This window comes from Streptomyces sp. NPDC107765 (assembly GCF_055657085.1).
Map to the genome: position 1 here is coordinate 83,014 of NZ_JBVKBL010000023.1, position 13,886 is coordinate 96,899.

Annotated in this window: 9 protein-coding genes and 2 pseudogenes; 5 read left to right on the plus strand and 6 right to left on the minus strand. The window is 68.4% G+C overall.

Features of this window, described 5'->3' with window-relative positions:
* The first annotated feature begins 150 nt into the window (after positions 1–150).
* A complete protein-coding gene (locus ACZ7MX_RS36840) occupies positions 151–1,143 on the plus strand; it encodes an immunity 49 family protein (RefSeq protein WP_472138691.1) in 993 nt (330 codons plus the stop codon).
* A 1,130-nt stretch (positions 1,144–2,273) separates the two neighbouring features.
* Here the strand turns inward: ACZ7MX_RS36840 and ACZ7MX_RS36845 are convergent.
* Both ACZ7MX_RS36845 and ACZ7MX_RS36850 read right to left on the minus strand, forming a co-directional pair.
* Complete coding sequence (locus ACZ7MX_RS36845; protein ID WP_472138693.1) at positions 2,274–2,999, minus strand: peptidylprolyl isomerase; 726 nt, start codon at positions 2,997–2,999, stop codon at positions 2,274–2,276.
* A 375-nt stretch (positions 3,000–3,374) separates the two neighbouring features.
* Positions 3,375–3,503, minus strand: a complete 129-nt coding sequence (locus ACZ7MX_RS36850) for a hypothetical protein (RefSeq protein ID WP_472138695.1) — start codon at positions 3,501–3,503, stop codon at positions 3,375–3,377.
* An 801-nt stretch (positions 3,504–4,304) separates the two neighbouring features.
* On the opposite strand from ACZ7MX_RS36850, the gene ACZ7MX_RS36855 reads away from it, so the two are divergent.
* The 3 genes from ACZ7MX_RS36855 to ACZ7MX_RS36865 all read left to right on the plus strand — a co-directional run bounded on the left by ACZ7MX_RS36855 (position 4,305) and on the right by ACZ7MX_RS36865 (position 8,400).
* On the plus strand, positions 4,305–5,348 hold the full coding sequence (locus ACZ7MX_RS36855; RefSeq protein ID WP_472138697.1) for a hypothetical protein: 1,044 nt from the start codon (positions 4,305–4,307) through the stop codon (positions 5,346–5,348).
* Between the two features lie 626 nt (positions 5,349–5,974).
* Positions 5,975–7,519 carry an FMN-binding glutamate synthase family protein gene (locus ACZ7MX_RS36860; RefSeq protein ID WP_472138699.1) on the plus strand — a complete coding sequence of 515 codons (1,545 nt, stop codon included), beginning with the start codon at positions 5,975–5,977 and terminating at the stop codon, positions 7,517–7,519.
* Positions 7,520–7,641: 122 nt separating this feature from the next.
* The gene (locus ACZ7MX_RS36865) at positions 7,642–8,400 is read left to right on the plus strand and encodes an alpha/beta hydrolase family protein (RefSeq protein ID WP_472138701.1); all 759 of its coding nucleotides are present in this window, start codon (positions 7,642–7,644) and stop codon (positions 8,398–8,400) included.
* Between the two features lie 402 nt (positions 8,401–8,802).
* Here ACZ7MX_RS36865 and ACZ7MX_RS36870 read toward each other — a convergent pair.
* Positions 8,803–9,169: pseudogene (locus tag ACZ7MX_RS36870) on the minus strand (IS5 family transposase); the annotation flags it as partial.
* Positions 9,170–9,347: 178 nt separating this feature from the next.
* Complete coding sequence (locus ACZ7MX_RS36875) at positions 9,348–10,064, minus strand: TetR/AcrR family transcriptional regulator (protein WP_472138703.1); 717 nt, start codon at positions 10,062–10,064, stop codon at positions 9,348–9,350.
* 116 nt (positions 10,065–10,180) lie between these two features.
* On the opposite strand from ACZ7MX_RS36875, the gene ACZ7MX_RS36880 reads away from it, so the two are divergent.
* Complete coding sequence (locus ACZ7MX_RS36880) at positions 10,181–10,888, plus strand: NAD(P)-dependent oxidoreductase (RefSeq protein WP_472138705.1); 708 nt, start codon at positions 10,181–10,183, stop codon at positions 10,886–10,888.
* Positions 10,889–11,174: 286 nt separating this feature from the next.
* Here ACZ7MX_RS36880 and ACZ7MX_RS36885 read toward each other — a convergent pair.
* Together ACZ7MX_RS36885 and ACZ7MX_RS36890 are read right to left on the minus strand one after the other, a co-directional pair.
* A pseudogene (locus ACZ7MX_RS36885) lies at positions 11,175–11,925 on the minus strand (aminoglycoside phosphotransferase family protein).
* A 462-nt stretch (positions 11,926–12,387) separates the two neighbouring features.
* On the minus strand, positions 12,388–13,668 hold the full coding sequence (locus tag ACZ7MX_RS36890; protein ID WP_472138706.1) for a hemopexin repeat-containing protein: 1,281 nt from the start codon (positions 13,666–13,668) through the stop codon (positions 12,388–12,390).
* Between the last annotated feature and the right edge of the window lie 218 nt (positions 13,669–13,886).

Sequence of the window (13,886 nt, forward strand, 5' to 3'; positions counted from 1 at the left end):
GCGTCCCCAGATACAAGAGGGCGCGCGGGTTCAGCGCGTGTGCATAGGCAGCCCGGCTCGTTACTGATTCACCGGGCAGGCCCTAGTTCTGTCAGTGCCCGTTGATAACGTGCTTCGTCCAGTCGTGGAGTTCATGAAGGGACGGGGTACGTGCGGAATGTGGCATGCCATCAGGTCGGCGAGCAGCGGTTGGCCGAGGCGCTCGACAACATCGACGGGCGGGCCTACACGCGGTGGCACTCGCTGCGGTACGGCAGCATCTCGCCGACGCTGATCCGGGCCATGTCGGACGAACTGCTCGACCATGTCGCCGCGCGAACAGTGACGGAGCCGGGGCTCGACGCTGCGGCCGGCACGGTCGCCGTCACCGCCGCGGAGTGTGTGCACGGAGTGCTGAGCATCATGTGCTTCCCGGACGGGGACCAAGAACTCCGGTTCCCCCTCATCGGAGAGAAGATCAGCACGGACCCGGACGACGACGAGTTCGGGGACGGGCCCATCACCTTCCGGAACGTCGTCAACGAGGCACCCACCGCGCGGACCTGGCTCGACATGTTCGAGATATGTGTCGTCAGCGGGCATGTGTGGGACTGGGAGCGGGCCACCGGGCTGCTGCTGCGCGGCGGCTACGCGTCCTCCATCCGTGACGGCGTGCCCTACAACCGCTACACCTCCGTCTCCGACCCCGCCGACCTCGCCGCCATGGACGCCCTGTGCCCCTATCTCACCGAGGCGGCCGGGCATCTGCCCCGCGACTGGCCTACGGTTCCGCTGCGCAAGCCGGACGCCGGGGAGCGCGCGGAGGCCGCCCGGCGGCTCGACGAGGTCGGCGACGCGCTGAGCGCGGACCAGCGGCTGCTCCGCGTACTCCTCGACGACGACCAGCATGCCTTCGAGGACGCCCTCGTCGCCCGGCTGGTCGCGTACCGGGAGAGCGTCGAGGCCGATGCCGGTGATCCCGCGCCCCGGTCCCTCCTCCCCCTCGGCACCCTCGCCCTGGCCTGCCTCGCCGTCCAGGTCCATGGGTGGGAACTCGGTGTCCGGTCCGGGTATCTGCCGTACGGTCTGCTGGGATCGCCGGACGCGCCGCGCCGGGCGGCAGAGGGGAACCGGAACACCTTGGGCTGCTGGGCCGCCAAGTAGGCCACCCGGGGTGTGGAAGTGGGCATGGCCCGACATCCAGGATGTCGTCGTGGAGACGGACTCGTCCCCACCGAGGTAGCGCGCGGACGGCCTGCACCGGATGGGACCTAACAACCACGCGGTGCAGCCGAGTTCGAGAGTTCGTACACGGCTGTGGTCGGGGCCAGCGGGAGGTCGCGGCGGATCCGGGTGCGAGGGAAGAACCGGCGCTCACGAGTGAATGTCGTGCCCTCCACGGCGCCGTCCTTGTAGACCGGACCGACAAGTCGTCCGTCGCTGTCGCGGATCCCGATCCGCACGCCGGGCTTCCAGTGCGCCCGCCGCCACGTGCCGAACTCGAGCGGCCTGCGTGCCCCTGCCGGCGCTGTGCGCTCCTCGGGCGGCTCTTCCGGCGGAGGGGTGAAATCCAGGACACAGACTCCATGGAACCCACCGGACCGGCCGGCCTCGCTCGTGGCGATCCTTCCCGGCGCGCTGCGCGAGTTGGGCCGCGGCCCCGAGGCCGGGAGCACAGGCGGGGGCGTCCACCGGGCGAACGCGAGCTGCGGCATCTCCGTAGAGCACGCCTCCACCGTACGTGGCTGGCTGCAGCATCCAGTACCGCTTGCCCGCGGCGTCGAGGGCGGAAATGAGCAGGAATCCGGACATCGTGTCGAGCCGGCCATCGGGCTGAGCGGCGAGGAGGCCGCCGAGGGTGACGGGCTCCGGTCCGATACACACCCCGGCCTCGACGAGTGCGGCGAGTTCGTCGTCATCGGCTTCCGCCGCGCGCAGAGGGACGGCATCGTGCGTGATGAGCGACCAGGGGGCCCGCAGTCGCAGTGCGGCCCTGGTCTGCTCGTCGACGGGGGCGGTGGTGACCACGTCCAGGGCGAGCGGGGCGGGGGCCATGTGCGCGGCGGCGAGATAGACCGCCGTCCCGGACGGGCGCGAAGCCACCCCGCCATGCTGCCCGGCCCCCGACCCAACGCACCCCCGTTTCCCTTGACCAAAAACGTAGGGGCACCTCGCGATCGCTGCCTCCTCCGCGGCCCGTTGCCCTACGCCGACGACACCGTCATCGCCGTGACTGGCATCACCATGGCGCAGCCAGTCGTACAGCTGGACCGCGCTGACCGTGCCACAATTCGTCAGGGTCGGCAGGACGGCCGGACGCTGAGCAGCTCAGTCCGCAGCACGGGCGTGCCGTCGACAGGCGCCGGATCCTGCGCAGTTGGTTCGATACCGCCAGCAGCGATCTTGTCGAGAGTCTCCAGGCTGGTGGCACCGACCGTGCCGAACACCGTGTAGTTCGGTCGCAGCGCGGAATCGCCGTAGACGACGAAGAATTGCGAACCGTTCGTGTTCGGCCCGGCGTTGGCCATCGCCAGCAAGCCTCGCCCGTAAAGGCGACGGACGCCGGTCGGATCGCTCGGTGCCGGCGGCAGGTCCACTGGCAGCTCGTCTTTGTACTTGTACCCCGGCCCACCCTCGCCAGTGCTGGTCGGGTCGCCACACTGCAGGACCTTCAGCGTCGGATACGCCGTCAGCCGATGGCACACCGTACGGTCGTAGAACCGGTGCCGCGCCAGGTGCACGAAGCTCTGGACCGTACACGGCGCCTTCGCCCGGTCCAGACGCAGCGGGAGCGAGCCCTGGCTGGTCCGGACAGCCATACCGACCGTGCCGTGACTGGGGGTGTGCCGCGGATCGGGCGGCAGGGGAACCCACCGCGCCGCCGGCTCGTCCGGGGTCTGGGTGTACTGGCAAGGACCGTGCGTGGTTCGCGGCGGGGCATCGGAAGCGGAGGCGGTGGTGCTGCCTCCGGACACGACCAACGCTGCTGCCGCCAATGCGGCAATGAGAGCTCGGTTCATCCTGCACACCCTCCAAAAGATCGTCAGATTTCGGAGCGGTCGCAGTCTAGAGCGCGGCCCGGCGGGCGAGAACCCGGCCGCCAGCCACATCCGCCTCCCAGCCTTCGGCCCGCGGCCGCAGGCCACTTCGTTCGGATGCGGCACAGCGCCGGCTGGCCGATCAGGGCGTCCACCCGGTGCACGACGGATGCTCCCCGAACCGGCCCTGTCCTCCCGAAGCTACGACGAAGTGACGAGTAGCACTCTGTAATCAGCGTGACGCTCGGTCAGGGGTAGCGGGGCGAGGTCCGGGGACTTCGCCGACCTGGAGGGCAGTGAAGTCGGCGTGGGCCTGTTCGACGGCTTCGGGGTGCGCCTCGCGCTTGGCGTGCTCGGTCAGCGCCCGATAGATGCTCGCCACCGAGGGTTCTGGCCCTTGCGCTTGCCGGTGGGACTGATCAGGTCGGGCTGGATCTGCTCGTCGGACGCGCCGTCCGCGCGGCGCCGGAGCACGGTGTGAAGCATGTCGTCGGTGAGTGACCGGGGGCCGGCCGCCGTGCTTTCTGTTCCTCGGGCCCGACGTCGACCCGGTTACCCCCGTCGTGCCAGTCACTCTGCCCAGGTGCACCGGCCACGGTCCTTTCAGGACGTAGGACCAGTCACCGAAGGTCCCGTACATGCAGGGCGCCCCGTCGCTTTGGTCGAAGTCCCGGTAGGGGACGGCCGCGGACATCTGACCTGGGTAGCGCCGAGCTGAAGCAGCACATCCGCGACGGGCATCCGGTGCACGGCGGTCAACGAGATCCGCCCGACATCCCGTACGCGGACGGTCCACCGTAGGCGTACGCTCCGATCCACTCCAGACTGTCGTCCATCAGAAACCTCCCTGCGTGGGGTGGCCCGCTGCGCGTCGGAGGCGATGCTGACCTGACGGCGTTGACGCCTCGGCCGGTGACTCCCCTGCCGACATCGCACTTTCCCAACCTCGTACGAGGAGTGAAGATGCACTCCCAGCAGATATTCGGAGCGTGCTCGGCGACCTGGGGAAGGGTGGAGCTGGAAGGCTCCTCGGCCAGCGACAGCACAGCCTTACCCACCGACGGCTCGTACAGGCCCGCTCCCCACGCGCGAAGACAGACGGCGCGCAACCCGTCATTGCCACGAGCACTGCCATACCCCCCTCTTCCCCGCCGGCGTATCAGGCGCGGCATTCGCAGAGCCGTACATACTGGTGCTCGACCAAGCCTGGTGGCAGCCACGCGTGCGGGTGCGAAAGTCGCCTTGCGCCGGGAACCGCCCCGTGAAGCGCAGTCGTCGCATACGGACGTGACTGAAACGCCTTCCGCACTGCCCGCCCACCACCGCCGACTGATCTCCGACCTGTCCGGGATCGTCAGCGACTACCCCTCTGTGGACCCAGAATCGACCCTCGCCCTTCTCGCCGAGGACGCAGCGCAGGCCCTCGACCTCCACGGCACCCCACAAGGCCGCCAGGAGCGGACCGGCTATACGGTCCTGCTCTATGCCACCTGCTGGTATCTGTGCGCACGCATCTTCAACAAGTCCCTGTTCACCTCCTACGTGGCGGTCCTGGACGCGATCCGTGCCACGCTGGATCCCACCTGCTGCACCTGCCCGGCCGGCACCCATCCCGCGGACCTGGACTCCGAGCACGGGATCGAGGCCGGGGTGAGCATGCTGACCGCGGCCGGGCGGGCCGCATTCACCGCGGACGGCGCTGTTCACGGCGACGACCTGGCGGCGTTCGACTGCGAGGGATTTCTCGCCGACCTCGCCGACCGGGCCGTCAGCCACATGCGCCAGGCGCACCGAGAGGTCTTCGGTGGTATCGACGTCAGCCACCTCGACGCGCAATTCGTCCGGGACGACGGCGGTCTCGACGTCGTCGCCATGCAAGAGACCATCCGCCGGTCCTGGGAGGACAACACCGGGCCGGTCGCTTTGTGGTCCGCCCGCCGCTGGCTCTCCGGGCAGGTGCGAGACGAGGAGCGGATCGGCCTGTTCCTGTGCATGTGGATGGGCATCGCCCAGACATACGAGGGCCTGCCGCCCTCGTACGCCCGCGACTTGGCCGCCGCTGTGGCAACCATTGACCTGGGCGCCTCCTGCGAGCACCCGCAGCATCCCTGGTCCGCCGCGGAGGCCACCACCGAGGACCGGTACCGCGCGGTGGTCCACCTGTACGCGCCGCAGGACCACCCGGACACCCCCGTACCCACCACGCTCTCGGCCCGTGAACTGTGGGAGTGCCCAGTGCAATACGCCGAGTTGGCCCGCACAGCACTGGAAGACCTCAAAGACTGGCGCACCATGCGAGGCGGCGAAGAATGGGAAGACCAAGAGGACTGAGCGCAGCGATGTACCTCGGAGCCGACACCTCGATCGCCTCGCGCTGCCACATCACCACCAGCTCCTCACAGACTGCTGCGGGCCGCCTACACCCGCCCGGAACCCTGGGGCGCCGACGAGGACGGCTGGATGACCACGGCGCAGACCGTCATGAACAAACTCTGGACGGCGGATCGCGGTGTCGCCCTGCTCTATGACGCGGCCTGGAGGCCCCCGCCCGCGCCTGCGGACGCGCGCTCAACCAAGCGGTCCGGCGGGAGATAGGTGACCTGGAAGTCAACGAGCACCTGGAAGAGCTCGGAGCGGCACCACTGCTCGAAGTCGGCACCGCGGGCTGGTGCCTCCTCCACCTCACCCGGTGCGGCGGGATTTCGGCGTCGGTGGCCCGCGTTGTCCCACCACGGAAGGTGACGGGCAACGGCTCGGTCACCGGGAATCCGGACCCACCACTGGGGAGACCATCCCACCCGCGACCCTGCCCCCCGTACCTATCCGGGCGAGCCCCTAATATCATCGGGCGTTCTCCGACGGACGCTGACGCCCGCTGGATCGTGCCCGCCGCCCAACGCCCGGCACGACGACTCCACCGTATGGCATGGAGTCGAGCATCGAGGAGAGGAAAGTTCATGCGCGTCCGGAGCATCGCCACGGCCACCGCAACAGCATTGGCGCTGGTGGCTGTTCGTGACCTTGTCCAGAAGAAGCACGCATTGCTCCGGAACTTCCCCGTGCTCGGGCACGCCCGGTACTTGTTGGAGACGATCGGGCCGGAGCTGCGGCAGTACATAGTGACCTCCAACGACGAGGAGCGCCCGTTCAGTCGTGACCAGCGCACCTGGATCTACGCGTCGGCGAAGGGGGAGAACAATTACTTCGGGTTCGGAACCGACAACGACGTCGAGCACACGCAGGGGCACGCCTACCTGAAGCAGCGCACGTTTGCCGGCACGCTGCCCGACGTGCACGACCCGCAGGCCCCCCTGCCGTCGGCCAAGGTGCTGGGCGGGCCGCGCGGGCGCGCCAAGGCGTTCCGACCGGCGAGCGTGGTGAACATCTCGGCGATGAGCTTCGGATCGCTCTCCGGCGCGGCGATCACGGCGCTCAACAAGGGGGCGGCGCTGGCGGGCACCCTGCACAACACGGGCGAGGGCGGTCTCTCGCCGTACCACCGCAACGGCGGCGATCTCGTCCTTCAGATCGGTACGTCCTACTTCGGCTGCCGCAACGAGGACGGCAGCTTCAGCATCGACAAACTCAAGGATGTGGTCGCCGGCGCCCCGGTCAAGGCGATAGAGATCAAGCTCTCCCAGGGTGCCAAGCCCGGGCTGGGGGGAATGCTGCCGGGCGCGAAGGTGACCCCGGAAATCGCCGAGATCCGCGGCATCCCGCTCGGCGAGGACTGCGCTTCCCCGTCGCGGCACACCGCGTTCGGCGACGTCGACTCGATGCTCGACTTCGTCGAGCTGCTCGCCGCCGAGACCGGCCTGCCGGTCGGGATCAAGAGCGCGGTCGGAGAGATGGAGTTCTGGCAGGAGCTGGCCACGCTGATGGCGCCTGGTGACCGTGGTGTCGACTTCGTGACCATCGACGGCGGCGAGGGCGGCACCGGGGCGGCGCCGCTCACCTTCTCCGACTCGGTGTCGCTGCCCTTCCGGATGGGCTTCTCCCGGGTCTACGGCGTCTTCGCCGAGCAGGGGCTGACCGACGACCTGACCTTCATCGCCTCCGGCAAGCTCGGCCTGCCCGAGAACGCCGCGGTCGCCTTCGCCCTTGGTGCCGACATGATCAACGTGGCCCGTGAGGCGATGCTGTCGATCGGCTGCATCCAGGCCCAGAAGTGCCACACCGACAAGTGCCCCACCGGCATCGCCACCCAGAGCCCGTGGCTGGCCCGCGGCCTCGACCCGGCCTCGAAGGCCACCCGGGCCGCCGTCTACCTGCGCACCCTCCGCAAGGAGCTGCTGAAGGTCTCGGCGGCCGTCGGCGTCGCCCACCCGGCGCTCATCACGGCCACGGACATCGAGATCATGAACGGCGACTACGAGGCGCGCACCCTGGCCGGCGTCTACGGCTACAAGGACGGCTGGGGCGAGCTCGGCCCGCACCTCGCCGAGGAGATCGCCGCACTGCTCACCGCCGGGCAGTCCTCCGACCAGAAGCCGACCGCCTAACGCGCCGATCACGGCAGGCACCGCGCCCGCTGCTCCCCCGCCCTGAGCGCGCGCGTGGCGCCGGCCGGTGGCACCCTTGTCTTCCCTGCTCCACGAACAGCCCCTGCCTAGGTGATCACAACATGAGCGAAAAAGTGCGATTCCCGAGCGTCGTCGGCCCTGAACTGGCCGGAGTGATCGACCTGCCGGACGGCGAGATCCGCGGCTGGGGGATCTTCGTGCACGGATTCACGCTCGGCAAGGACTCGCCGGCCGCGTCGCGTGTCAGCAAGCAGCTGGCACGCGAGGGGATCGGCATGCTGCGCTTCGACAACCTCGGGATCGGGGACTCCGACGGCGACTGGGGGGACGGTTCCTTCACCGTCAAGGTCCAGGACACGGTCCGTGCCGCAGCCATGATGGCGGAGCGAGGGACCCCGGCGGATCTGCTGGTGGGGCACTCATGGGGAGGCGCCGCCGTCCTCGCCGCGGCGGCCGAGGCGACCGGCGTCCGCGCGGTCGCCACGATCGGGGCGCCGGTCGATCCCAGCCACGTCGAGCGACAGTACGACGCGGTCGTGGACCGCGTGCTCAGTGACGGGTCGCACGAGTGGTTCGTCGGCGGGAGGACCCTGGTCCTCAAGCGCGCCTTCGTCGAAGACGTCCGCCGTGCTCACCTGCGGGACCGGATCGGCGAGTTGGACCTGCCGCTCCTCGTCCTGCATTCGCCGACCGACAACACCGTCGACATCGACAACGCCGGCGAGATCTTCCGCGAGGCACGACACCCGCGAAGCTTCGTCTCGCTCGAAGGAGCAGACCACCTCCTGACCGCCCGGGGACAAGCACAGCGAGCCGCCCACATCATCAGCGCCTGGGCCGATCAGTACATCCCCGGGTAACGGCCCGCAGGAGACATCTCAGGCGGTTAAGTGCTCGCTCTCGCTTCAGGCACGCGGCGGACGGTGGCCATGATCACCGCTCTTGTGTCTCGTGACGGTCCTGGCACACATCGGTGAACTCGGGGTGTCGGCCCACGGACTCATCGGCTTCCGCCGCCTGGTCTGCCCGGCCGGCAAGACTGGGCATAGTGCCGCGGCCGATCCATCCTTTGGTGACGTTGCCAGGGCGGGCTGGTTTATCGGCCACCTTGTGCATCGTGTCGCCCAAGACGCGCTTGCCGATGGCCGTGCGGTCCGCCGCCGGAGTGTCGTCCTCGACGTCGTCTCCTGCACCACCTCCACCAGGGGGTGAGCAGGCTCTGCCACGGCGTTTCGTCCTGGCGTTCTGCCGCTGCGGCTCCCCTTTGAGGTGGGCGCCGGCGGTGGTTCGGTGCGGGCGCCGGCCGCGTGCTGATGTGCCCGCACGATGCGTGGAGTCGACCGAGATGTCCCAGTCGGCCTCCCCGGCCGCGTCCGCCTCGGCTTGAACCTGCTGGAGCAGGCGTTCCCAGGTTCCGTCGGCCGACCACAGGCGATGGCGTTCATGGACGGTCTTCCACGGGCCGAACCATTCAGGCAGGTCACGCCACTGAACGCCGGTCCGCATCCGGTGCAGAATCCCGTCGATCACCTGCCTGTGATCGCGCCACCTGCCACAACGCCTGTTGCTGACCGGCAGGAACGGCTGCAGCCGTTCCCACTCGGCATCCGTCAGATCACCCCGCCCCATGCCCACATCAACGACACGATGGGGAATCGTCACATGATCGGCCGGACAAGTCCCAGGCGGAAGGAAGACCGAAGCCGCGACGGATGGAAACTGCGGACAGAGCCTCGAACGTCTCCGTCCTCACGCTGTGGGCCTGCGCAGTTCCGCAGTTGAAAGAGCCTGTCGGCGCTTGGGATGCTCAGCGCCGACGCGGGATGCCCAACGTCTGTACGAGTTGGGCGAGTTCCTCCCTGAAGAGCTTCTCCGGGCTGGTGGTCTGGTTGCGCATGTGGCCGTAGACCTCCAGTGACACCAGTCCATGCAGGTGCCCCCAAATGCGTAGGGCGAGGGCGACGGCTGCGGGCGGCAAGTCGGGGAAGGCGGGACGCACCTTCGCAAGGAGCCCGGAGTCGAAGTCGGACCAGTCGAAGGCGCTGCCCTGGTAGAGGTGCTGGGCGTGGGGCCAGGCGGCTGCCGCGAGGGCGGTGAGCCCGGTGCAGACCCGGCGTGCGGCGTCGGGGGCGGGGCCTCCCTCGGGGGCCTGGTAGCCGGGCACGGGGTCACCGTAGATGAGGCGGAATCCCTGGGGGTTGACCAGGGCCCAGGTCCGGAAGGCGTTGGCCCACGCCTCGATCCGGACGGCGGGATCGACGGAGGGCGTGGCTTCCCAGGCCGTGTCCACAGCGTCGGCCAAGGCGGTGTACACGTCGTTGATCAGCGTGGTGACTAGGTCGTCCCTGGTCGGGAAGTACCCGTAGATGGCGTTGGCGGTCATGCCCATCTCGCGGGCGATGGCCCGCAGGGTGATGGCGTCCGGCCCGCCCGAGGCCATCAACGCCAGTGCCACCTTTTTGATTTCGGCGGTGGTTTCGGCCCGTAGCCGCTCGCGCCTTCCGGTGCTTCCTGTGACTGCCATAACGGGCACTCTACAGCGTCGACTTACTTCGTCCCGTACGGATACTTCACGGCGTATAGTTTCTGCACGGCGTCACGATTGGTGGCGTCCCACTTCTGCATGTACAGGGGAGAACCATGCACATCGGAGTTATCGGTGCCACGGGCACAATCGGCAGCCGCGTCGTCACCGAGGCCCTCCACCGCGGCCACACCGTCAAGGCGTTCAGCCGGGACGCCGCTCAGGCACAGCGCCAGGAGCGTCGAGACAACATCACCTGGGCGAGCGTCGACGTCTTGGACGCGAAGAGCGTCGCCGGCGCCCTTTCCGGACTCGACGTCCTGATCAGCGGCTTCCAGCCGGGCAATGCCGCAAAGGACTTCGCGGACACCGTCCGGCGCTCGATCGCCGACCCCACCGTCTACGCGACAGCGGCGCGAGCCCTGCTGAAGGCCCTGGAGAGCCGCCCCCAGACCCGGCTCATCGTGATCGGCGGCGCCGGCAGCCTCGAAATCGAACCGGGGGTGGTGCGAGCAGACTCCGACGAGCTGCTGCACGCCGCACTAGACCAGCTGGGGCTGCCCCGCGAATACGCCGCAGCGGTACGCGGTCACCGCGATGCCCTGGCCGTCCTGCGGACCTCGAACCGGCTGTGGACCTACTTCAGCCCCGCGGAGGAGATCGGCCCCGGCGAGCGCACCGGCCGCTTCCGGATCGGCGGCGACCAGCCGGTCCTGGACGCTGACGGCCGCAGCCGTATCTCGGTGGAGGACGCGGCCATCGCCTTGATCGATGAGGCGGAGCTGCCGCGCTTCGTGCAGCGCCGCTTCACCATCGGCTACTGAAAGCCACCGCCCACGGCCCCGTGGGGGACCTCATGCACTCCCCCACGGGCCAAGGCGACGTCCATCTGAGCCCACCTGCCGGTCGCCCTTCCCGTCTTGCCGGCCCGGACATGCCCCAAAGAGGTGCCGCCAGTACAGCTGCGTGACAGATCCACAGGGGACCGTAGCCATCACGCAACCGCCGCCAGAATCCCGGACTCCCGAAATTCCCCAGGTCTGCTCGACTCCCCACTTGGTGGAGCGGGTGAACGATGAGGCCGGAGGCCGGGCCCTGGACCGCCTTGGCTCAGCCCAGCGCGTCCATCAGGACAGTGACACAGGCATCCAGCCGCTCCTCCAGAGCCCGCGCCGTCAGCTCAGTCCTCCCCGCCTCCTGCCATGGTTGCGACACCAACTGCACTTCTTCTGAGCACGCCGGCCCGTGCAGCAGCGCGAGATGGGTCGAGCAGTGCGCCACATCGAGATCCGCCGGGCCCCAGGAGTCATGTGCCCAGTCGACGACGCCGGTGTTCCGGGCACCTTCCGCGGCACCTGCCGGCCCTGGGGCGGCACGTCGAACAGCACGTTGCCGGGTGGGAAGTCCCGGTGCAGGAACCGCCCTTCATAGGGCGGCGCGAGCCTTCGGATCACGGCGATCGCCGTGGCCCATACCGCCGCATCGGCACCCTTCGGAGTCACCACGGTGTCCGCGGTCGTCAACGCCACATATTCCTGGGGCCGCTCGGCGGGTCGCAACGCGTGGATCGCCACGAGTTGACGGTCCAGCAGAGAAACGCGCGGCTCCCATTCCTCATCACTGAGGACCGTCCGGCCCGCCAGATGTGTCATCAGGAGCGACGGATACTCGCAGTGCGCGGCGGTCGGAACATCCGCGATCAGTCCAGGAGCCGGCACGCCCTGGTCAGCCTCCGCATTTCGGCAGTGATGCCGCCGTGCAGTGCCTCGGTCCTGACAATCCGTTCGCCGACCTCCAGGTGACGGCTCACCCAAGCCCGTGTCAACGGTCGGACAGCCGCCGCCCCATCGTGGTTGGTCACCGTGCCACCTCACCATCCGGCCAGCGGCACGCGCGAGAGAACTATGGGAGGCGATGGCCGTGCTGCTCCGTCATGAACGCCACTGGCGCGAGGCGGGCCGTAGCCTGCGCCGACACCCACCCGACGATCTTTCCGCGAAGCCCAGCGGCCACCGTTCGATCCGTCCTACCGGCTCCGACACGACCCGTCGGGAACACCCCTTCCTTGCGGCGCCCATAAGCAAGTCTGCGTGCAGGTGGGGGACGTTCGGCGAGCAGATCTGTCCGCGCCCATAGCGAGAAGTGGGGTAATTTGCGAGGCGACCTACCGTCGGCACACTCATCAAACGTTCTCAGGTTGACCGCCTGCCGCACCACAGCGCTTCCGGCCGACCCTTCAGGCCCCGGCTACCCGATGCTCCGCCTCCTGACGGGCACGGCATACGAGTCCCGGCCGCACAACACTCACCTCAGTCGTGGGGGATCATGCCCGAGTCTTTCCGACCTGCATATGGATGTGGTCCTGATGGGCCTGCCGCAGCGCCGGGTCACCCCCGTAGTCCGGGTAGATGACGAACCCGCTCCCGCCCAGGTCCGGCATGGGCCACTTGTTGCCGGCCCCGACCCCGTTTCCTTCACATTCGTAGGTGCCGAAGCGGAAGGCGGTCGAGAACAGTTGAAATGTCAACGCGTCGACGGACGGTGAGATCCGCACATTGCTGCCCGGGATCGCCGGTAGGTCGCCCCAGTCCGTCAGGATCGACTTGTTGAACGATGAACCGTCAAGCGCCCCCAAGATACCCGACAGATCGAGGGCACGACCCTGGTTGTGACAGTCGTTGGCGGGGCCGTTGCCATGCCCTATTCCGAGGTGTCGCAGTTCGCTCACGTTCGGCTTGGACGCGTTGATCCACCTGGTCAGCCGGTACAGCGCGATCAGCATGCGCTGATCGACGTTGTCGAAGAACCCCGCGCTCGGATTGAGGGCGTTGACGTAGCCGATGCCGTCGATGGCCGGTGGCTGGACGGCCAGGCGCTGGCCGACGGCCGGGGTGGTAGAGCCGCCCTTGAGCGTGAGTTTGCCGCGCGCGATGAGGTCGAGGGTCAGCTTGTTCGCCTGGTCCACAGTGAGCAGGCGGGCCGGTGCGACACCGCCGGCGGGCGCCGGAGTGAAGCTCAGGTTGGCGAGGGCGTCCTCGAAGTCGACCGCATCGGCGTCGAGGTCGTAACGCTGGTAACGGTCGCCCCGGAAGAAGTAGGCGAACTGCCCGCCCGGGTACAGTGCCGCCGTCAGATCCCGCGGGAAGAGCCCCGGCCAGCGACCGTCGATGAGCAACGGGTAGTCGGGATCGACCCGGTCGGCCGTGATGTCGTAGCGGACGTAGGAGTCCCCCCTGAAGAGGTAAATCTTGCCGTTGCCCAGATTGAGGGCCGTGTCGATGCCGCTCTCCCACGCCTCGGGCAGGCCCGTCCAATTCCCTGCAAGGACGAACGGCGGGTTGGGCGGCAGGTAATCGGGGTCGACGTGGTCGGCCCGCTCGTCATAGCGGACATAAGTGGAGCCGGTGAAAGCGTAGGCCTTCCCGGCACCCCACCAGAAGAACGCGTCCGGGCTGTGGGTGAGACCGGACCAGTTCTCCGACACGCTGAGGTTGGTCTGCTCACGGACACCGGTGACCGCGTCGTAGCGGTGGTACGTGTCGTCATCGAAGAAGAGATAGCTCTTGCTGTTGGGAAGCGTGAGCGCTGTGCGAAGCCTTGTCATGGAAGTCTCCAGCGCGGGAGTGTCCCTCTGAGCGGCCGAAGGGGAAGCGGGAGTCCGTCCGGCTCGGAGTCCAGCCGGAGAGGGGGACCGAGCGGATCAAAGACTTCCGAAATCGGTGGGGCCCTGGTTGCCCATTCAAGCTCCAGTCACTTGGTGTCACATCCACTGTGGCTCCGACCGGGCACCTCCGCATCTCGAAGCCTCGACCGGCCTCCGGG

Excerpts from the sequence above, each read along its gene's own strand:
- ACZ7MX_RS36880 (WP_472138705.1), top strand. The coding sequence starts at position 10,181 with ATGCACATCGGAGTTATCGGTGCCACGGGCACAATCGGCAGCCGCGTC.
- ACZ7MX_RS36845 (WP_472138693.1), bottom strand. The coding sequence starts at position 2,999 with ATGAACCGAGCTCTCATTGCCGCATTGGCGGCAGCAGCGTTGGTCGTG.
- ACZ7MX_RS36875 (WP_472138703.1), bottom strand. The coding sequence starts at position 10,064 with ATGGCAGTCACAGGAAGCACCGGAAGGCGCGAGCGGCTACGGGCCGAA.
- ACZ7MX_RS36890 (WP_472138706.1), bottom strand. The coding sequence starts at position 13,668 with ATGACAAGGCTTCGCACAGCGCTCACGCTTCCCAACAGCAAGAGCTAT.
- ACZ7MX_RS36865 (WP_472138701.1), top strand. The coding sequence starts at position 7,642 with ATGAGCGAAAAAGTGCGATTCCCGAGCGTCGTCGGCCCTGAACTGGCC.
- ACZ7MX_RS36860 (WP_472138699.1), top strand. The coding sequence starts at position 5,975 with ATGCGCGTCCGGAGCATCGCCACGGCCACCGCAACAGCATTGGCGCTG.
- ACZ7MX_RS36850 (WP_472138695.1), bottom strand. The coding sequence starts at position 3,503 with ATGCTTCACACCGTGCTCCGGCGCCGCGCGGACGGCGCGTCCGACGAG.